The organism is Enterobacter sp. MGH 33 (genome assembly GCF_000534535.1).
GTDB classification, from domain to species: Bacteria; Pseudomonadota; Gammaproteobacteria; order Enterobacterales; family Enterobacteriaceae; genus Enterobacter; species Enterobacter hormaechei_C.
In genome coordinates, this window is the sequence record NZ_KI973212.1 from 2,446,742 (window position 1) to 2,465,762 (window position 19,021).

The following is a 19,021-nucleotide window of genomic DNA, read 5'->3' on the forward strand; positions in this document are numbered from 1 at the left end:
GGTTGTTTGTCAGTCTTGCCAGGTTAAAAAAAGAGCGGGGGTAAATCACACCCCCGTGACAGATAAAGTGTGCTTCAGTAAGGCGAGCTATCGAGATGCATGCGGACATCAAAACCTGCCGTCGTGAACGAATAAACCGTACCGCGAACGCGAAGATAAATGTCTCCATTTTTAATTGCCACAGAAGCTTTATCGTCATCGGTGATCATGACGGGATTGATATCTTTAATGTTAGACATGAAGTCTTCCGGGCTTTTTTTCGCATCAACGAGATAAATATGATACCTGTTTTTAGATAGTGAGCCCGTCTCAACCTGGGTGATGTAAAGAGTTAAACGATCGTTAACCTTGATTTTTTCCTGCAAGTTTTCATACACGGTAAACAGATCGCGGAAAGGGTATGCAATGAATATAAGAAAAATAAAGATAATGACTCCAGTTCGCCAGTTAAAAACCCGAACGTCGCGCATAATCTATTCCTGCCCTTATCCATAACTGATCGACTGGGTCATCACCGTAATTATTATTGTTCTGGAATTTTGCAAATTCGGCAGGATCGCTTGTCCCGGCGAGAATCTGTGCAGTACCTGCCCCCCGGAGCAAAATTCCCTCAGGAATGCCTGCTGCCGCACCAACGGCACCGTAATGAAAATTGCCAAAATTAGCATACTCTGCACGGCCTTGTTTGTAATCCCAGGGACCATGGTTTCTGACCATTTGATAAAACCATATGTAGGTCATTAATGAGGGTCCACCATGGAATCGCGCTATTACCATGTGGCTAACCACGTCCACGCCAGGTGGTGCAAAGGATGCAATATTATAGGGTGTTGAATAGGAAGGAGTGCGCATATTTAACGCTCAGCCCAACAGTCTGCAAACTGTATATTACCATCGCAATATGTCCATGTTATTTTATCATAGCGTAGCTCCACGACTTCAAGATGATTATGTTTTTCTTTCATCGGGTCTTTAATGTCATGCATCAATGGCGTGACGGAAACGACGCGAATATTATCGAGACGCATATTGTAATATTCTACTTCCTGCCCGGCGTCATTAATGCGATACCACCTGAACTCAGCCGTTTTAAGGGTTTGGCCAGTCGCAACGGCTTTCATCAGGTAAGGGGAGGAGGAATCGATTTCTTTTTGAAATACGACTGGGGCATGGTTACGTTTGCTGGTAATTTTCCCGGTCAATGGATCGGTTGGGAGGCGAAGATTGTGTGTAAAGCCGGTGACTTCAATGCTTCCCTCACGGTAACGAACATCCACCGAGCCTGTAATTTTTGACCCACCATCGTCAGTTAAGAAAAGGTAAACAGGAATTGCCATAGTCTGTTAATCATCCATGTAATTTAATGCGGGAATATTCCCGGCGCTAAATAATAATCATGCTAACTACATGGTCAATTTGCTTAGTGTTTCCGGTTGTAACTTATCCAAACCAGGCAGACTGGATGGTTCGATTAATCAAAGCCATCCAGTCCATGTTTTACCTTCCGCTGATTTTGATGCGCTCAAACACTCGAGGCAGCAAGGTTAATGCTATTGCTTTGATTAAAAGTCACCCTGCTGGCGCGCCACCAGCGTCAGGATGGAGTAGAGCGCCACGGCCTGCTGGTGCTGGTTGAAGATCTCCACCGCCCATTCCACCACGCCGGTGGGTTTTTCCTCGGCAGTGCGCTGTTTCTTGAGCGTTTTACGTTTACAGGTCAGGCGCACCTGAATGGTATCACCCGGCTTGACCGGCTCGATAAAGCGCAGGTTTTCCATGCCGTAGTTGGCAATAACCGGCCCAACCCCGGCATCGACAAACAGCCCCGCCGCGGCGGAAATCAGGAAATAACCGTGTACCACGCGCTCGCCAAAAATCGACTCCGCCGCGCCAATTTTGTCCATATGGGCGTAGAAATGATCCCCGCTCAGGCAGGCAAAATTCACGATATCCGCTTCCGTCAGGGTACGACGCGGGGTCAGCAGGCTGTCGCCCGGCTGTAACTCCTCGAAGTATTTACGGAACGGATGAACGCGATCTTCCTGCACCTCCGCGCCACGGACCCACTGTTTACCGATCGCGGCGAGCATGGACGGGCTGCCCTGAATGGCCGTGCGCTGAAGATAGTGCTTCACCGCGCGCAGGCCGCCCAGCTCTTCGCCGCCGCCCGCACGTCCCGGACCACCGTGCACCAGCTGCGGCAGCGGTGAACCGTGGCCGGTGGATTCTTTCGAGGATTCCTGGTTGAGGATCTGAATACGTCCGTGGGCGCGCGCTGCCCCGGCAATAAACTGCCGCGCCACGCGGGTATCTGCCGTAACCAGCGTTCCCGCCAGGCTGCCGCCACCCGCCCGCGCCAGCTGCATGGCGTGTTCGGTGTTACGGCAGGGCATCAGGGTTGCGACGGGGCCAAAGGCTTCGGTGGCGTGGACGGCCGGGGTTTCGTCCGGCTGCGGGCAGAACAGCAGGGTGGGCGGGAAGAATGCGCCAGCCGCCTGCAAATCGGCTTTACCACCCAGACGGATCTGGCAGCCCGCGGCAAGCAGATGATCGACTTTTTCCTGCACGTCAGCACGTTGCTCACTGTTGACGAGGGCCCCCATCTTCACCCCTTCCTTGGCCGGATCGCCGACGACTACTTTCTCCAGCCGCGCAATCAGCGCCTGGCTGACGGCGTCAACCTGCGCTTCCGGCACGATGATGCGGCGGATGGCGGTACATTTTTGTCCGGCTTTGGCGGTCATCTCGCGCACCACTTCTCGGATAAACAGCGCAAACTCCGGGTGTTCCGGCGTCACGTCCTCACCCAGCACGCAGCAGTTAAGGGAATCCGCTTCCATGGTAAACGGAATGGAATGCGCGACGATATTCGGGTGGACGCGCAGACTCTGCCCGGTGCTGGCCGACCCGGTAAACGTCACCACGTCCTGGCTGTCGAGCTGGTTCAGCAGATCGCCCGCGCCACCGCAGATCAGGCTGATGGCGCCGTCGGGCACCAGTCCGCTCTCGACGATCGCTTTCACCATCGCCTGAGTCACCTGCGCGGTGGCGGTGGCGGGCTTGATGATGGCGGGCATCCCGGCAAGCCAGGTGGGCGCGAGCTTTTCCAGCATCCCCCAGCACGGGAAGTTGAACGCGTTGATATGCACCGCCACGCCGGATTTCGACGTTAACACGTGACGTGCCGCAAAGCCGCCTTCCTTCGACAGCGGGATCAGCTCATCCTCCGGCCACAGGGTATCGTCCGGCAGCTCACGGCTGCCGAGGCTTGCGTAGGTGAAGAGGGTGCCGATACCGCCTTCAATATCCACCCAACTGTCGGCCTTCGTCGCGCCGGTCTGGGCTGACAGGGCATAAAAGCGATCCTTCTGGCTCAGCAGATGTTTGGCCACCGCCTTCAGCATGGCGGCGCGCTCGATAAAGCTCATTGCGCGGAGCGCTTCTCCGCCGTGTTCAATGGCGTAACGGCGCGCGGCCGCCATATCCAGCCCTTCGCTGGTCACTTCATATAGCGTTTCCTCGCTGATGGCGTGGGTGATGGTGCGCTCGCGGCCCCGGCCCGATTGCCAGGTGCCGGACAAGAAGCTGGCTAACTGCTGCATTTCTTCTCTCCAGATGTTTCGTGATTTCACTATCAATAGTTTGATCGTGAATCATAAAAATCAAGCTGAGTTTTAATGAATTGTTAACGTTGTGATCTGTATTGCTTAGCCTGACCACCCGAAAGCCTTGCATCATCGGCCTTTCATGAAAAGGCTTGCGAGCGTCGTCACAAAATAAACAAACGTTTCTTGGGGTTATATTTAACCTTTGTGTAACTTTTAAGAAACCAAATGATTCACCATTTTGCTATTTGTGGTGATTTAACGAATCACAAAGGTGGTTATGTGACGCAAGAACAACGCTTTGAGCAACGCATCGCACAGGAGACGGCCATCGAGCCGCAGGACTGGATGCCGGATGCCTACCGCAAGACGCTGATCCGCCAGATTGGACAGCACGCCCACTCTGAGATTGTCGGCATGCTGCCGGAAGGTAACTGGATCACCCGCGCGCCGACCCTGCGCCGGAAAGCCATTCTGCTGGCGAAGGTGCAGGATGAAGCCGGACACGGCCTGTACCTCTACAGCGCGGCGGAAACGCTGGGCTGCGCCCGGGAGGACATCTATCAAAAGATGCTCGACGGCAAGATGAAATACTCCTCCATCTTCAACTATCCGACCCTGAGCTGGGCCGATATCGGCGTCATTGGCTGGCTGGTGGACGGGGCGGCCATTGTGAACCAGGTGGCGCTGTGCCGTACGTCTTACGGCCCGTATGCCAGGGCGATGGTGAAAATCTGTAAAGAAGAGAGCTTCCATCAGCGTCAGGGTTTTGAGGCCTGCATGGCGCTGGCGCAGGGCAGCGAAGCCCAGCGGCAGATGTTGCAGGACGCCATCAACCGTTTCTGGTGGCCCGCGCTGATGATGTTCGGACCCAACGACGACAACTCCCCAAACAGCGCCCGCAGCCTGGCCTGGAAGATCAAACGCTTTGGCAACGATGAGCTTCGCCAGCGCTTCGTGGACAACACGGTGCCTCAGGTGGAGATGCTCGGTATGACCGTGCCGGACCCCGACCTGCGTTTCGATGAAGCGAGCGGCCACTACCGCTTCGGCGAAATCGACTGGCAGGAATTTGACGAGGTGATCACCGGGCGCGGGATCTGCAACCACGAACGTCTGGCCGCAAAACGTAAAGCCTGGGACGACGGCGCATGGGTGCGTGAAGCCGCTCTGGCCCACGCGGAAAAACAACGCGCCCGCCAGGCCGCATAAGAGGAATCAACCATGAGCAATGTTTACTGGCCGTTATACGAAGTTTTTGTCCGTTCGAAGCAGGGGCTGTCGCATCGGCATGTGGGCAGCCTTCACGCTGCCGACGACCGCATGGCGCTGGAAAACGCGCGCGATGCCTATACCCGCCGCAGCGAAGGCTGTTCCATCTGGGTGGTGAAGGCGAGTGAAATCGTCGCTTCCCAGCCGGAAGAGAGCGGGGAGTTTTTCGATCCGGCGGAAAGCAAGGTCTACCGCCATCCGACGTTTTACACCATCCCTGATGGCATCGAGCATATGTGAGGTTGGGGATGAACAACGTATCTGCTTATGCCCTGCGTCTGGGCGACAACGGTCTGGTGCTCTCACAGCGTCTGGGCGCCTGGTGCGGCCACGCGCCGGAGCTGGAAATTGACCTGGCGCTCGCCAATATCGGCCTTGATCTGCTCGGGCAGGCGCGCAATTTCCTGACCTACGCCGCTGAACGGGAGGGTAAGGGCGATGAAGACACCCTGGCCTATGGCCGCGATGAGCGTCAGTTCCGCAATCTGCTGCTGGTGGAACAACCAAACGGCAGCTTCGCTGACACCATTGCCCGTCAGTATCTGATGGATGCGTGGAACGTGGCGCTCTACGAGCGGCTGATCCACAGCAGCGACAGTCAGCTTGCCGCCATCGCGGCAAAAGCCATTAAAGAGGCGCGCTATCACCTGCGCTTTAGCCGCGGCTGGCTGGTGCGGCTGGGGGACGGAACAGAAACCTCCGCACAAAAAATGCAGCAGGCGGTGGATAGCCTGTGGCGCTTTACGGCTGAACTGTTCGACGCCGACGACGTCGAGCTGGCGCTGATTGATGACGGCGTGGCGGTTGACCCGCGCGACCTGCGGGACCCGTGGGAGCGCGAAGTGTTTGCTGGCCTGGCGGAAGCCACCCTCCGCGTGCCCGAAGAGGTGGCGTATCGCACGGGCGGCAAGAAGGGGCTACATACCGAACACCTCGGGCCGATGCTGGCAGAGATGCAGTATCTCCAGCGTGTTTACCCCGGCCAGCAGTGGTAAAGGAGGACGCCATGCAACGCCTCGTCGACATCGCGCCTGCACAAATCCCGCAGATTTGGGCGCTGTTAAGCCAGATCCCCGACCCGGAAGTGCCGGTGCTGACCATCACCGACTTAGGCATGGTGCGCAGCGTGAAGGCGCAGGGGGAAGGCTGGGTCATCGGCTTCACGCCAACCTATTCGGGCTGTCCGGCAACGGAGCATCTGCTGGGGGCGATCCGCGAAACCCTGACCGGAAACGGCTTTAGTCCGGTACATATTGTGCTGCAACTGGAACCCGCCTGGACCACCGACTGGATGACCGACGATGCCCGCAGGCGCCTGCGTGAATATGGCATCAGCCCGCCTGTCGGCCATAGCTGCCATGCCCACGTTCCCGCGGAGGTGAGTTGCCCGCGCTGTGCGAGCACCGATACCTCGCTTATCAGTGAATTTGGTTCTACGGCCTGCAAAGCGCTCTACCGCTGCAATACCTGCCGTGAGCCCTTCGACTATTTCAAATGTATTTGAGGCTGCCATGACAACGTTTCATTCATTAACAGTGGCAAAAGTAGAACCCGAAACCCGCGACGCGGTGACCATTACCTTCGCGGTGCCGCAGGCGTTACAGGAGGCGTACCGCTTCCGTCCCGGTCAGCATCTGACCCTGAAAGCCAGTCCTGGCGGGGATGAACTGCGCCGCTGCTACTCCATCTGCCGGAGCACCGCGTGCGGTGAGATCAGCGTGGCGGTCAAAGCCATCGAGGGCGGACGTTTTTCCCGCTATGCCCGGGACGAGATCAAACCGGGCATGGCGCTGGAGGTAATGGTGCCCCAGGGGCATTTTGGCTACCAGCCGCAGGCCGAACGCGAAGGCCACTATCTGGCGATTGCCGCCGGGTCCGGGATCACCCCGATGCTGGCGATTTTGTCCGCTACGCTGGCCACTGAAGCCCACAGCCACTTCACCCTGATTTACGGCAACCGCAGCAGCCAGAGCATGATGTTCCGCCGGGCGCTGGCGGACCTGAAAGATAAATACCCGCAGCGTTTGCAGCTGATCGCCATCTTCAGCCAGGAGACGCTCGACAGCGATCTGCTCCATGGCCGCATTGACGGGGAAAAGCTCCAGGCGCTGGCAAAAACGCTGGTGAATTTCCGTCAGTACGATGAAGCCTTCATCTGCGGCCCGTCGGCGATGATGGATGAGGCCGAAGCGGCGCTGCAAGCGCTGGGTATGCCGGAAACAGCGATCCATCTTGAGCGCTTTAACACGCCGGGTACCGCCGTTAAACGGACAGCCAGCGTGCAGGCCGACGGGCAGAAGGTCACCGTCCGTCAGGACGGGCGCGACAGGGAGATCACCCTGACGGCGGACGACGAGAGCATTCTTGACGCGGCCCTGCGTCAGGGGGCGGATCTGCCTTACGCCTGCAAGGGCGGCGTATGCGCCACCTGCAAATGCAAAGTGCTGCGCGGAAAAGTCGATATGGCGACCAACTACAGCCTGGAGCCGGACGAGCTGGCCGCAGGCTATGTGCTGAGCTGTCAGGCGCTGCCGTTAACCGCCGATGTTATCGTCGATTTTGATGCGAAGGGGATGGCATGAGCGAACTGATTGTCACCCGTCATGGCCGCGTGTTGCAGCTGACGCTTAACCGTCCGGCGGCGCGCAACGCGCTCAACAATGCGCTGCTCCTGCAAATCGCGGAGCAGCTTGAGGCCGCCGCCGCGGATGCTGAGATCGCCGTCTGCGTGGTGTACGGCAACGAACGCTGCTTTGCCGCCGGGGCCGATCTCAACGAAATGGCGGAGAAAGACCTGCCCGCCACCCTGAACGATATCCGTCCGCAGCTGTGGGCGCGGATCAACGCCTTCACCAAACCGCTGATTGCCGCCGTGAACGGCTTCGCGCTGGGGGCAGGCTGTGAGCTGGCGCTGCTCTGCGATGTGGTGATTGCCGGTGATAACGCCCGTTTTGGCCTGCCGGAAATCACCCTCGGGATCATGCCGGGCGCAGGGGGCACCCAGCGGCTGATCCGCAGCGTGGGCAAATCGTTGGCCAGCAAAATGGTGCTGACGGGCGAAAGCATCACGGCGGTTCAGGCGCACAGCGCCGGGCTGGCCAGCGACGTCTACCCGGCCTCGCTGACGCTGGAGTACGCCCTGAAGCAGGCGGCGCTGATGGCGCGCCACTCGCCGCTGGCGCTACAGGCGGCGAAGCAGGCGCTTCGCCAGTCGCAGGAAGTCCCGCTTCAGGCCGGGCTGGCGCAGGAGCGTCAGCTGTTTGCGCTGCTCGCGGCCACCGACGATCGCCGGGAAGGTATCAACGCCTTTTTACAAAAACGCACCCCAGACTTTAAAGGACGCTAATTGTGGAATCTATTCTGAGCCATGTTGAGCAGGGCGTAATGACCATTACGCTGAACCGCCCGGAGCGCCTGAACAGCTTTAACGACGTCATGCACCAGCAGCTTTCCGAATGCCTGAAGCAGGCCGAGCGCGATGACGCCATCCGCTGCCTGCTGATCACCGGGGCAGGACGCGGTTTCTGCGCCGGGCAGGATCTTAACGACCGTAACGTCGACCCGAACGGCCCCGCGCCCGATCTGGGCATGTCCGTTGAGACTTTTTACAACCCGCTGGTGCGCCGCCTGGCAAAACTGCCGAAGCCGGTGATTTGCGCGGTTAACGGCGTGGCGGCGGGCGCGGGGGCCACGCTGGCCCTCGGCTGCGACATGGTGATTGCGGCCCGTTCAGCCAGCTTTGTGATGGCCTTCAGCAAGCTCGGGCTGGTACCGGACTGCGGCGGAACCTGGCTGCTGCCGCGCGTGACCGGACGCGCCCGCGCCATGGGGCTGGCATTGCTGGGCGATAAGCTCAGCGCCGAGCAGGCACAGGCCTGGGGAATGATCTGGCAGGTGGTGGACGACGACCAGCTCTCCGCCACCGCACAGCAGATGGCGCTGCATTTTGCCTCGCAGCCGACCTTTGGCCTGGGCTTGATCAAGCAGGCGATCAACGCCGCCGAAACCAATACCCTCGACGCCCAGCTTGATCTGGAGCGCGACTATCAACGTCTGGCCGGACGCAGCGACGACTACCGGGAAGGCGTCAGCGCGTTCCTGGCAAAACGCGCGCCGAACTTTACGGGGAAATAAGATGGTGAATATCCATACGGTCGCCGTCATTGGCAGCGGCACCATGGGCGCCGGTATTGCCGAAGTGGCAGCCAGCCACGGTCATCCGGTTCTGGTGTACGACATTGATGCAGCGGCGATTTCCCGCGCCATCGACGGCATTCATCAGCGGCTCTCCTCTCGCGTTGCGCGCGGAAAACTCTCTGCCGACGCCGGGGAACAGATCCTCGCCCGCCTGACGCCGGTGACGACTATCAGTGCTCTGGCGAAAGCCGATCTGGTGATCGAGGCGGCCTCCGAGCGGCTTGAGGTAAAAAAAGCGCTGTTTACCCAGCTGGCAGAGATCTGCCCGCCGCAGACGCTGCTTGCCAGCAATACCTCGTCCATTTCCGTTACCGCGATTGCAGCGGAGATAAACCACCCTGAACGCGTCGCCGGGCTGCACTTCTTCAATCCTGCCCCGGTGATGAAGCTGGTGGAAGTGGTCAGCGGGCTGGCGACCTCTCCCGAAGTGGCCGATGCACTGTGCGAGCTGGCGTTGAGCTGGGGAAAGCAGCCGGTACGCTGCCAGTCCACGCCGGGGTTTATCGTCAACCGCGTGGCGCGCCCGTTCTACTCGGAAGCCTGGCGCGCGCTGGAAGAGCAGGTGGCAACGCCCGAGGCGATCGACGCCGCCCTGCGAGACGGCGGAGGCTTCCCGATGGGGCCGCTTGAGCTGACGGACATGATTGGTCAGGACGTCAACTTTGCCGTGACCTGCTCCGTGTTTAACGCCTTCTGGCAGGAGCGTCGTTTTCTGCCGTCGCTGGTGCAGCAGGAGCTGGTGCTGGCCGGGCGTCTGGGCAAGAAAAGCGGGCAGGGGGTTTACCGCTGGCAGGAGGAGAAACCCGCCGTCAGCTGGCTCGCCCCGGTCAGCGACAGCTTCAGCCCGATGCGCGTACAGCGAAGAAGTGACGGTGTCACGGAAATTGACGATCTGTTGCTGATCGAAACGCAGGGTGAAACCGCGCAGTCGCTGGCGCTGCGCCACGGCTGCCCGGTGGTGGTGGTCGACCGCATCGAGCGGGATGTAGCCGTGATAGCCGCCGCGCCTGGCAACCCGCACGCCGCCACGCAGAAAGCCATTTACTGGTTGCAGCACCAGGAGAAACGGGTGGTACAGATTGCCGATTACCCCGGCCTGCTGGTCTGGCGCACGGTAGCGATGATTGCCAACGAAGCGCTGGACGCCCTGCAAAAAGGGGTCGCCAGCGAGCAAGACATCGATACCGCCATGCGCTTAGGGGTCAACTATCCCTGCGGGCCCATCGCCTGGGGCGAGCGCCTTGGCTGGCAGCGTCTGTTAACGCTGCTGGAAAACCTGCAACGTCACTACGGCGAGGAACGCTATCGCCCCTGTTCACTGCTGCGCCAGCGTGCGCTTCTGGAGAGTAGCTATGAGTCATAACGCCTGGCATAACGCCCGCGCGATGTACGAACGGGACGCCTGCGCGCAGGCGATGGGGATGGACATTATCGACATGGGCGAGGGCTACGCGGTGGTGACCATGACCATCACCCCGCAGATGCTCAACGGGCATAAAACCTGCCACGGCGGACAGTTGTTCTCGCTGGCCGATACCGCCTTTGCCTACGCCTGCAACAGTCAGGGGCTGGCGGCGGTGGCCGCAGGCTGCGCCATCGATTTTCTGCGTCCGGGCTTTGCCGGAGATAAGCTCACCGCCACCGCGCGGGTGAAGCATCAGGGCAAACTGACCGGCGTCTACGACATTGAAATTCAGAACCAACACCAGAAAACCGTCGCTCTTTTTCGCGGGAAATCGCACCGCACCGGCGGCAGTGTGACAGGAGAAGTCTGATGCGTGACGCATTTATTTGTGAGGGGGTGCGTACCCCGGTTGGTCGCTACGGCGGAGGATTATCCAGCGTGCGCGCCGATGACTTAGGGGCCGTGCCGCTGCGTGCGCTGCTGGCGCGTTACCCGCAGCTCGATCTGGAGCGCATAGATGACGTGATCTTCGGCTGCGCGAATCAGGCCGGAGAGGATAACCGCAACGTGGCGCGCATGTCGGCGCTGCTGGCCGGGCTGCCGCAGACGGTATCCGGCACCACCATTAACCGCCTGTGCGGCTCCGGTCTGGATGCCCTTGGCTTTGCGGCGCGCGCCATCAGGGCCGGGGATGGCGATCTGCTGATCGCAGGTGGCGTCGAATCCATGTCCCGTGCGCCGTTCGTGATGGGCAAAGCCACGGCGGCGTTTCAGCGTCAGGCGGAGATCTTCGACACCACCATCGGCTGGCGATTTGTGAATCCGCTCATGCATCAGCAATACGGAACTGACAGCATGCCGGAAACGGCAGAGAATGTAGCGGAATTGTTAAATATAAGCCGTGCCGATCAGGACGCATTTGCCCTGCGCAGCCAGCAGCGCACCGCGCGGGCGCAGCAGAATGGCGTTCTGGCGCAGGAGATTATCCCGGTACAGGTGGCGGGCAAAAAAGGTGCGGTAACGGAAGTGAGCGTGGACGAGCATCCGCGCGCCGAAACCACCCTGGAACAGCTTGCCGCGCTGAAAGCCCCGTTCCGTAAGAACGGTGTGGTGACGGCGGGGAACGCCTCTGGCGTCAACGACGGGGCGGCGGCGCTGATTATCGCCAGCGAGCCGATGGCGCTTGCCCAGGGGTTAACCCCGCGCACCCGCATTGTGGCCATGGCGACAGCGGGCGTCGAGCCGCGCCTGATGGGATTAGGCCCGGTGCCCGCCACCCGCAAGGTGCTGGAGCGTGCCGGACTCAGTATCACCGATATGGACGTCATTGAGCTTAATGAAGCCTTCGCCGCACAGGCGCTGGGCGTGCTGCGTCAGCTGGGCTTGCCGGATGACGCCGAGCATGTCAACCCGAACGGCGGGGCGATCGCGTTAGGTCATCCGCTGGGAATGAGCGGTGCCAGACTGGCGCTGGCCGCAAGCAATGAATTGCACCGACGCGGCGGGCGCTACGCGCTGTGTACGATGTGCATCGGTGTGGGTCAGGGCATTGCCATGATCCTTGAGCGTGTTTGAGCGAACAATAATGTGAGTACCCTGCGATGATAAATACAACAAAGCTTGATCCGATCGAAACCGCGTCCATTGATGAATTGCAGGCGTTGCAGACCGCGCGCCTGAAGTGGACGCTGCACCACGCCTACAACAATGTTCCGATGTACAAACGCAAGTTTGATGCCGCGGGCGTTCACCCTGACGACTTCACCGAGCTGGCGGACCTGCAAAAATTCCCGTGCACCACCAAGCAGGATCTGCGCGACAACTACCCGTTTGATACCTTTGCGGTACCAATGGAACAGGTGGTACGCATCCACGCTTCGTCGGGCACCACCGGAAAGCCGACCGTGGTGGGGTATACCCAGAATGATATCGACAACTGGGCCAATATCGTCGCCCGTTCCCTGCGCGCTGCCGGGGGCAGCGCGAAGGATAAAATTCACGTCGCCTACGGTTACGGGCTCTTCACCGGCGGGCTGGGGGCGCACTACGGTGCCGAGCGTCTGGGAGCGACGGTGATCCCGATGTCCGGCGGCCAGACGGAGAAGCAGGCGCAGCTGATCCGCGATTTCCAGCCGGATATGATCATGGTGACGCCGTCTTACTGCCTGAACCTGATTGAAGAGCTGGAGCGTCAGATGGGCGGCGATGCCAGCGCCTGTTCCCTGCGCGTCGGCGTGTTTGGCGCCGAGCCGTGGACGCAGGCGATGCGCCGCGAAATTGAAAAACGGCTGGGCATTACCGCGCTGGATATCTATGGTCTCTCCGAAGTGATGGGGCCGGGCGTGGCGATGGAGTGTCTTGAAACCGCTGACGGCCCGACCATCTGGGAAGATCACTTCTACCCGGAGATCGTCAACCCGAATGACGGCACGCCGCTGGCCGACGGCGAGCAGGGTGAGCTGCTGTTCACCACGCTGACCAAAGAGGCGCTGCCGGTGATCCGCTACCGCACCCGCGATCTGACGCGCCTGCTGCCGGGCACCGCACGCACCATGCGCCGGATGGATCGCATCAGCGGGCGCAGCGACGACATGCTCATCATTCGCGGGGTTAACGTCTTCCCGTCACAGCTGGAAGAGGAGATCGTTAAGTTCGAACACCTTTCGCCGCACTATCAGCTGGAGGTGAACCGCCGCGGGCATCTTGATTCACTTTCGGTGAAGGTCGAGCTGAAACAGAGCAGCTTAACGCTGACCCATGAACAGCGCTGTCAGGTCTGCCATCAGCTGCGTCATCGGATTAAATCGATGGTGGGGATCTCGACCGACGTGATGATCGTGAACTGCGGCAGTATACCGCGCTCCGAGGGTAAAGCCTGCCGGGTATTTGATTTGCGTAAAGTGGCAGCCAACGGTTGAATTTCCCTCACCCCAGCCCTCTCCCAAAGGGAGAGGGTGTATTAAGTTCCCTTTCCCTTTGAGAGAGGTTTAGGGTGAGGGTACACCCCAGATTCGTATGCTATGATTCATCCAGGAAAAAAATAACAACAGAATGAATCACATGAATAAACTTGATGCCTTTATCCAGCACGCGGTCAGCTCTGTTCCCGTCAGCGGAACGTCGCTTATCTCCTCGCTGTATGGCGATGCGCTTTCCCATCGCGGCGGAGAGATCTGGCTCGGCAGCCTGGCGGCCCTGCTGGAAGGGATGGGTTTCGGGGAGCGCTTTGTGCGCACCGCGCTGTTTCGCCTCAACAAAGAGGGCTGGCTGGACGTGTCCCGCATTGGCCGTCGCAGCTTTTACCGTCTCAGCGATAAGGGGCTGCGTTTGACCCGCCGCGCGGAAAATAAAATCTACCGTGCGGAACTGCCGGCGTGGGATGGTAAATGGCTGCTGCTGCTTTCCGAGGGGCTGGATAAAACCACGCTCGCGGACGTGAAAAAACAGCTCATCTGGCAAGGGTTCGGCACGCTGGCGCCGAGCCTGATGGCCTCGCCGTCGCAGAACCTGGCGGACGTGCAGTCTCTGCTGCATGACGCGGGCGTGGCGGAAAACGTCATTTTCTTTGAAGCCCATTCTCCGCTGGCCTTGTCACGCGCGGCGTTACGATCCCGGGTGGAAGAGTGCTGGCAGCTGACCGAACAAAACGCGATGTACGAAACGTTTATCAACTCGTTCCGTCCGCTGCTGCCGCTGCTGAAAGAGGCGCCGCCTGAGGATTTGACCCCGGAACGCTGCTTCCAGATCCAGCTGTTACTCATTCATTTTTATCGTCGCGTGGTGCTGAAAGATCCGCTGTTGCCGGAGGAGTTACTTCCTGCGCACTGGGCGGGACAGAGCGCGCGACAGCTGTGCATTAACATCTACCAGCGCGTGGCGGCGGGAGCCCTGGCGTTTGTCAGTGAGAAGGGGGAAACCTCCGTGGGCGAACTGCCCGCTCCCGGCACGCTTTATCACCAGCGCTTTGGTGGTCTGAATATCACATAAGGAGAGGGTATGCCTGTTTATCAAATTGATGGTCTGACGCCGGTCGTGCCTGAAGAGAGCTATGTTCACCCGACCGCGGTGCTGATTGGCGACGTGATCCTCGGCAAAGGCGTTTACGTGGGCCCTAACGCCAGCCTGCGCGGTGATTTTGGCCGGATCGTGGTGAAAGACGGCGCGAACATCCAGGATAACTGCGTGATGCACGGTTTTCCGGAGCAGGACACGGTGGTGGAAGAGGACGGGCATATCGGCCACAGCGCGATCCTGCACGGCTGCATTATCTGCCGTAATGCGCTGGTGGGGATGAATGCGGTCGTGATGGACGGGGCGACGATCGGCGAAAACAGCATCGTCGGGGCGGCGGCGTTTGTGAAGGCCAAAGCGGAGATGCCTGCGAATCACTTAATTCTTGGCAGTCCGGCGAAAGCGATTCGTGAGTTAAGCGCGCAGGAAATAGAGTGGAAAAAGCAGGGCACGCGGGAGTATCAGGTACTGGTGGATCGCTGTAAGCAGACGCTGCATCAGGTGGAGCCGCTGCGGGAAGAAGAGCCCGGACGCAAACGGCTGGTCTTCGATGAGAATTTACGGCCCAAGTCGGCTGGCCGGGATAAATAAGGCCGTTCGTTCCCGCGTGTTGCTCAAGGCGTGAAGATGAGCTTAATACGCTTCCGGCAGGGGCCGGTCAATCGACACCAGCTTTCCGCGCTTCATGGTGATATAGCCCCCGGCTTTGAGATCTGCCAGCACGCGAAAGACATGCGTGCGTGACAGGTTAGTGCGCTTAATGATAAACAGCGCCAGGCCCTCATTCTCTCCCGTGTGGGTCTCCTGCCGATAGAGATAGCGGTACAGCATCGGTTTTATGGTCTGGTAGCTGGTGACCTGCCTGCGTTCATTGTGCAGGTCGATGGTGAAAATGGACATGTAGGTCAGTATGGTGGCCAGCGCCTGCATGCGCTCAGACCCGCCCTCGAAAAATAGCTGGTCGAAGTCGGCCCAGGCTATTCTCACCAGCTTCACCTTTGCACTGCTGCGATATTCATACTTCGCCAGTGGACAATACCTTTCCATTAACCCTATCGGCATATACTCGATAGTATTGCCAATATTTAGGCCATCATCAGGCATTAATATTGTCAGCGATCCTTCAGTGCAAAAATAGATATAGCCAGGCTCGACGGTGAATTTTTTATTTGCGGCAACGGTTAAGGCCTCGCCTTTACAAAGCATGTGCGGAAAGAATTGCCCAATATTGAGTTGCTGATAATAGGTATGGATATCCTGGAAATTCACGCTAAGCCTCTCCCCGCAACGTCTGCCGTGGTAACGAGTATAGCAGCAATAGCCCCCGGATTACGAACCGATAAATAACCAGTCCCATATGGGACTATGATGAGAAAGTATTCTGATTAGAATGGTCGTCAATGAGTTCGCATTAAAATTATCCGCCAACAGTAAATATCCAGGCGGCGCAATTAATCTACGAGGCCATTCAATGAAATTAACCCTAATTGCTAAACATCTGGCGCTTGCCGGTGTGTTGACGTCGCTGTCGCTTTCCGCGTTTGCGGAAGTGCAGCCGCAGGATGCCACTGCCACAACCCGGCAGGCAAATAACGCCCTGTATAAAAAATTACCGTTTGCCGATAAAACCGACTTTGAGAACGCCCATAAAGGTTTTATCGCCCCGCTGCCACAAAACATGATTAAAGGCGAGCAGGGGAACGTTATCTGGAACCCGGCGAAATATGATTTCGTGAAAGAGGGTGAAAAAGCCCCGGATACGGTAAACCCGAGCCTGTGGCGTCAGTCACAGCTGATCAACATTGGCGGGCTGTTTAAGGTCACCGACGGCGTTTATCAGATCCGCAATCTCGATCTCTCCAACATGACCATCATTGAAGGCGAGAAGGGCATCACCGTTATCGACCCGCTGTTAAGCGCTGAACCGGCGAAAGAAGCGCTGGATCTCTACTATGCAAACCGCGGCAAGAAACCGGTCGTCGCTGTGGTGATCACCCACAGTCACGTCGACCACTACGGCGGCCTGCGCGGTGTGGTTGACGAAGCCGACGTGAAGTCCGGCAAAGTGAAGATCTACGCCCCGGAAGGCTTTATGAAAGAAGCGGTTTCCGAAAACATTATGGCCGGGAATGCGATGAGCCGCCGTGCGAGCTATATGTACGGCAACCTGCTGAAGCCGGATGCAAAAGGCCAGGTGGGGGCGGGTCTTGGCACCACCACCTCTGCGGGTACGGTGACCCTGATCCCGCCGACCAACTACATTACCCATACCGGCCAGCAGGAAGTGATTGACGGGCTGACCTACGACTTTATGATGGCGCCGGGCTCAGAAGCCCCGTCCGAAATGCTGTGGTATGTCAAAGAGAAGAAAATGATCGAAGCCGCAGAGGACGTGACCCATACCCTGCACAACACCTACTCCCTGCGCGGCGCGAAAATCCGCGATCCGCTGGCCTGGTCTAAGTACATCAACGCCGCCATTGAGCGCTGGGGCGCGGACGCGGAAGTGATTATTGCGCAGCACCACTGGCCGACCTGGGGCAACGAGAATATCGTCAAGCTGATGAAAGGCCAGCGCGATATGTATCGCTACATCAACGACCAGACCCTGCGTATGGCAAACAAGGGGCTGACCCGCGACGAGATCGCCGCTGAATTTACACTGCCGGAATCGCTGGAAAAACAGTGGGCGAGCCGCGGCTATTACGGTTCCGTCAGCCACGACGTAAAAGCCACCTACGTGTTTTATCTCGGATGGTTCGACGGCAACCCGGCTACCCTCGACGAACTGCCGCCTGAACAGGCTGCGAAGAAGTTTGTGGAATACATGGGAGGGGCCGATGCCATCATGCAGAAAGCCAAAGCTGACTATCAGCAGGGCAACTACCGCTGGGTGGCGCAGGTGACCAGCAAAATTGTCTTCGCCGATCCGCAGAACGCTACGGCACGTAATCTGGAAGCCGACGCGCTGGAGCAGTTAGGTTACCAGGCGGAAGCGGGCACCTGGCGTAACTTCTACCTGACCGGCGCGCAGGAACTGCGTAATGGCGTGAAGAAGCTGCCGACGCCGAACACCGCCAGCCCGGATACCGTGCGGGCGATGACTCCGGAAATGTTCTTCGACTACCTGGGCGTGCACATCAACGGGGTGCGGGCCGGTAACGCGAAAGCGGTCTTTAACATCGATCTCGGTAAGGATGGCGGCAAATACAAGCTGGAGCTGGAAAACGGCGTGCTGAACCATACCGCCAACGCGCAGGCGAAGGATGCCGACGCAACCATCACCCTGGACCGCACCACGCTGAATGACATCATCCTTAAGAAAGAGACGCTCAAGCAGGCGATGGACAAGGGTGACGTCAAGGTGAGCGGAGACAGAGCGAAGCTAGAAGAGATGCTGAGCTACATGGACACATTTGACTTCTGGTTCAATATTGTCACGCCATAAGTTTAGCGTTCATCCTGGTTAATCCTGGCGCCTTATTACGATAAGGCGCCATTTTTTTCATTCACGCATCGCCAGCGCGCTGGCGCTTGCCGGATCGAACAGCGAAATACTCTCGATCTGATCCAGCATGATCACTTTGCGAAAATCCATGGCGCTTTTGGGCTCCGAATCGAGCGTAATGTCATGCTCGGCATACCATTTGCTGTAGTTATGTTCGATACAGAGCTGCATGTTCTTCCCGTCACGGTAGCCGCTCAGCATCGGAATAAGCACGATATTGGCCGTTTTTTCATACTCCAGCGTGGCGGTATGGATCATGCCAATATAGATCCGCCGCGATTTCAGCGTGACGTGCGCCAGTTCACCTTCCTCCATGCACTGATAGAGCAGCTGTTCAATCCCGCTCGACTGCGCCAGCCGCTTGTACAATTTTTTCCGGCCCTCACCGTCCAGCCGCGCGCTTCCGGCCCAGTTCGAGCGGTAGAGACAAAACAGGATCGCGAAGGTCAGCATCACCACCACCGGGGCCTGAATCCCCAGGAAGCTCCAGTTCATAAAATCAATTTGCCAGTCGGCATATTTTGCTGACGTGAAATGGAACGTGTTATCGGCGGCGGAGAGGGCGAACAACAGCAGCCACAGCAGGCCGGTGGCGATCACCCCCTGAAGAACAAAAATACAGCCATACAGTGCAACAAGAAAATAGACGTCCCAGCCAAAGGATCGCTTGATTTTAAACCGTGTTGAGAGGTCGCGGCTGGTGTACCAGTACCCGCATACCATCAATACCATGAATATTGCCGTTCCCATTTCAGGCCCTCTTCAGCGCGTTGACATGGCGCAGAAAGTCCTGCCGTACTTCGTGGCTTTTGTAGTTAACCGAGGCGTTTCCATCCTGATCGATGATGATGCGGTCGCCATCCTCTACGGCTTCGATAATTTCCTGGTGACTCATGACCTGCAACAAGGATTCCGGGCTGGAAAAGAGCGTCATCAGTAAATGTTTCATCGCGTGACATCCTTATGAATTAAAAGGATAAGTCTGGAAGATAAATGGCACCTTTGCCTTAAGGTTATCCCTAA

General features: G+C 58.3%; 21 protein-coding genes. 14 read left to right on the plus strand and 7 right to left on the minus strand.

Annotation, left to right across the window (positions count from 1 at the left end):
- Positions 1 to 74 precede the first annotated feature (74 nt).
- The 4 genes from L379_RS12400 to paaZ all read right to left on the minus strand — a co-directional run bounded on the left by L379_RS12400 (position 75) and on the right by paaZ (position 3,602).
- Complete coding sequence (locus L379_RS12400) at positions 75 to 470, minus strand: hypothetical protein (RefSeq protein WP_023303676.1); 396 nt, start codon at positions 468 to 470, stop codon at positions 75 to 77.
- Positions 448 to 741 (minus strand): polymorphic toxin type 44 domain-containing protein, encoded by a 294-nt coding sequence (locus L379_RS24995; RefSeq protein ID WP_223825170.1) that lies wholly within the window; start codon positions 739 to 741, stop codon positions 448 to 450. The genes L379_RS12400 and L379_RS24995 overlap by 23 nt, the downstream gene beginning before the upstream one ends.
- Before the next feature lie 113 nt (positions 742 to 854).
- On the minus strand, positions 855 to 1,337 hold the full coding sequence (locus L379_RS12395) for an Hcp family type VI secretion system effector (RefSeq protein WP_023303677.1): 483 nt from the start codon (positions 1,335 to 1,337) through the stop codon (positions 855 to 857).
- A 225-nt stretch (positions 1,338 to 1,562) separates the two neighbouring features.
- Positions 1,563 to 3,602 carry a phenylacetic acid degradation bifunctional protein PaaZ gene (gene paaZ, locus L379_RS12390; protein ID WP_032653469.1) on the minus strand — a complete coding sequence of 680 codons (2,040 nt, stop codon included), beginning with the start codon at positions 3,600 to 3,602 and terminating at the stop codon, positions 1,563 to 1,565.
- Positions 3,603 to 3,887: 285 nt separating this feature from the next.
- On the opposite strand from paaZ, the gene paaA reads away from it, so the two are divergent.
- The 13 genes from paaA (at position 3,888) to paaY (ending at position 15,081) form a co-directional block, all read left to right on the plus strand.
- Entirely contained in the window at positions 3,888 to 4,817 is a 930-nt protein-coding gene (gene paaA / locus L379_RS12385; RefSeq protein WP_032103760.1) for a 1,2-phenylacetyl-CoA epoxidase subunit PaaA, read from the plus strand.
- 12 nt (positions 4,818 to 4,829) lie between these two features.
- Positions 4,830 to 5,117 carry a 1,2-phenylacetyl-CoA epoxidase subunit PaaB gene (gene paaB / locus L379_RS12380; protein WP_003857353.1) on the plus strand — a complete coding sequence of 96 codons (288 nt, stop codon included), beginning with the start codon at positions 4,830 to 4,832 and terminating at the stop codon, positions 5,115 to 5,117.
- A gap of 8 nt (positions 5,118 to 5,125) precedes the next feature.
- Entirely contained in the window at positions 5,126 to 5,872 is a 747-nt protein-coding gene (paaC, locus tag L379_RS12375; RefSeq protein ID WP_015570597.1) for a 1,2-phenylacetyl-CoA epoxidase subunit PaaC, read from the plus strand.
- Positions 5,873 to 5,883: 11 nt separating this feature from the next.
- Entirely contained in the window at positions 5,884 to 6,381 is a 498-nt protein-coding gene (gene paaD, locus L379_RS12370) for a 1,2-phenylacetyl-CoA epoxidase subunit PaaD (protein WP_003857347.1), read from the plus strand.
- Between the two features lie 7 nt (positions 6,382 to 6,388).
- Positions 6,389 to 7,459, plus strand: coding sequence for a 1,2-phenylacetyl-CoA epoxidase subunit PaaE (paaE, locus tag L379_RS12365; RefSeq protein ID WP_017384514.1), 1,071 nt, complete (start codon positions 6,389 to 6,391; stop codon positions 7,457 to 7,459).
- Positions 7,456 to 8,223 carry a 2,3-dehydroadipyl-CoA hydratase PaaF gene (paaF, locus tag L379_RS12360; protein WP_023303680.1) on the plus strand — a complete coding sequence of 256 codons (768 nt, stop codon included), beginning with the start codon at positions 7,456 to 7,458 and terminating at the stop codon, positions 8,221 to 8,223. The genes paaE and paaF overlap by 4 nt, the downstream gene beginning before the upstream one ends.
- Entirely contained in the window at positions 8,223 to 9,011 is a 789-nt protein-coding gene (gene paaG, locus L379_RS12355; protein ID WP_026094304.1) for a 2-(1,2-epoxy-1,2-dihydrophenyl)acetyl-CoA isomerase PaaG, read from the plus strand. The genes paaF and paaG overlap by 1 nt, the downstream gene beginning before the upstream one ends.
- A gap of 1 nt (position 9,012) precedes the next feature.
- Positions 9,013 to 10,437 (plus strand): 3-hydroxyacyl-CoA dehydrogenase PaaH, encoded by a 1,425-nt coding sequence (gene paaH / locus L379_RS12350; RefSeq protein WP_032653472.1) that lies wholly within the window; start codon positions 9,013 to 9,015, stop codon positions 10,435 to 10,437.
- Positions 10,427 to 10,849, plus strand: coding sequence for a hydroxyphenylacetyl-CoA thioesterase PaaI (paaI, locus tag L379_RS12345; RefSeq protein WP_032653475.1), 423 nt, complete (start codon positions 10,427 to 10,429; stop codon positions 10,847 to 10,849). Before paaH ends, paaI begins: the two co-directional genes overlap by 11 nt.
- The gene (gene pcaF, locus L379_RS12340) at positions 10,849 to 12,054 is read left to right on the plus strand and encodes a 3-oxoadipyl-CoA thiolase (protein ID WP_032103752.1); all 1,206 of its coding nucleotides are present in this window, start codon (positions 10,849 to 10,851) and stop codon (positions 12,052 to 12,054) included. Before paaI ends, pcaF begins: the two co-directional genes overlap by 1 nt.
- A gap of 26 nt (positions 12,055 to 12,080) precedes the next feature.
- Positions 12,081 to 13,397 carry a phenylacetate--CoA ligase PaaK gene (gene paaK, locus L379_RS12335; RefSeq protein WP_017384511.1) on the plus strand — a complete coding sequence of 439 codons (1,317 nt, stop codon included), beginning with the start codon at positions 12,081 to 12,083 and terminating at the stop codon, positions 13,395 to 13,397.
- A gap of 133 nt (positions 13,398 to 13,530) precedes the next feature.
- On the plus strand, positions 13,531 to 14,466 hold the full coding sequence (gene paaX / locus L379_RS12330) for a phenylacetic acid degradation operon negative regulatory protein PaaX (RefSeq protein WP_032103751.1): 936 nt from the start codon (positions 13,531 to 13,533) through the stop codon (positions 14,464 to 14,466).
- A 9-nt stretch (positions 14,467 to 14,475) separates the two neighbouring features.
- Positions 14,476 to 15,081, plus strand: a complete 606-nt coding sequence (gene paaY, locus L379_RS12325; protein WP_032653477.1) for a phenylacetic acid degradation protein PaaY — start codon at positions 14,476 to 14,478, stop codon at positions 15,079 to 15,081.
- 42 nt (positions 15,082 to 15,123) lie between these two features.
- Here paaY and L379_RS12320 read toward each other — a convergent pair whose 3' ends face one another.
- A complete protein-coding gene (locus L379_RS12320; RefSeq protein ID WP_023296565.1) occupies positions 15,124 to 15,759 on the minus strand; it encodes a helix-turn-helix domain-containing protein in 636 nt (211 codons plus the stop codon).
- A 202-nt stretch (positions 15,760 to 15,961) separates the two neighbouring features.
- On the opposite strand from L379_RS12320, the gene L379_RS12315 reads away from it, so the two are divergent.
- The gene (locus tag L379_RS12315) at positions 15,962 to 17,938 is read left to right on the plus strand and encodes an alkyl/aryl-sulfatase (RefSeq protein WP_032619718.1); all 1,977 of its coding nucleotides are present in this window, start codon (positions 15,962 to 15,964) and stop codon (positions 17,936 to 17,938) included.
- 57 nt (positions 17,939 to 17,995) lie between these two features.
- Here L379_RS12315 and L379_RS12310 read toward each other — a convergent pair whose 3' ends face one another.
- Entirely contained in the window at positions 17,996 to 18,748 is a 753-nt protein-coding gene (locus tag L379_RS12310; RefSeq protein ID WP_022651152.1) for a hypothetical protein, read from the minus strand.
- A gap of 1 nt (position 18,749) precedes the next feature.
- A complete protein-coding gene (locus L379_RS12305) occupies positions 18,750 to 18,947 on the minus strand; it encodes a hypothetical protein (RefSeq protein ID WP_003857318.1) in 198 nt (65 codons plus the stop codon).
- Positions 18,948 to 19,021 lie beyond the last annotated feature (74 nt).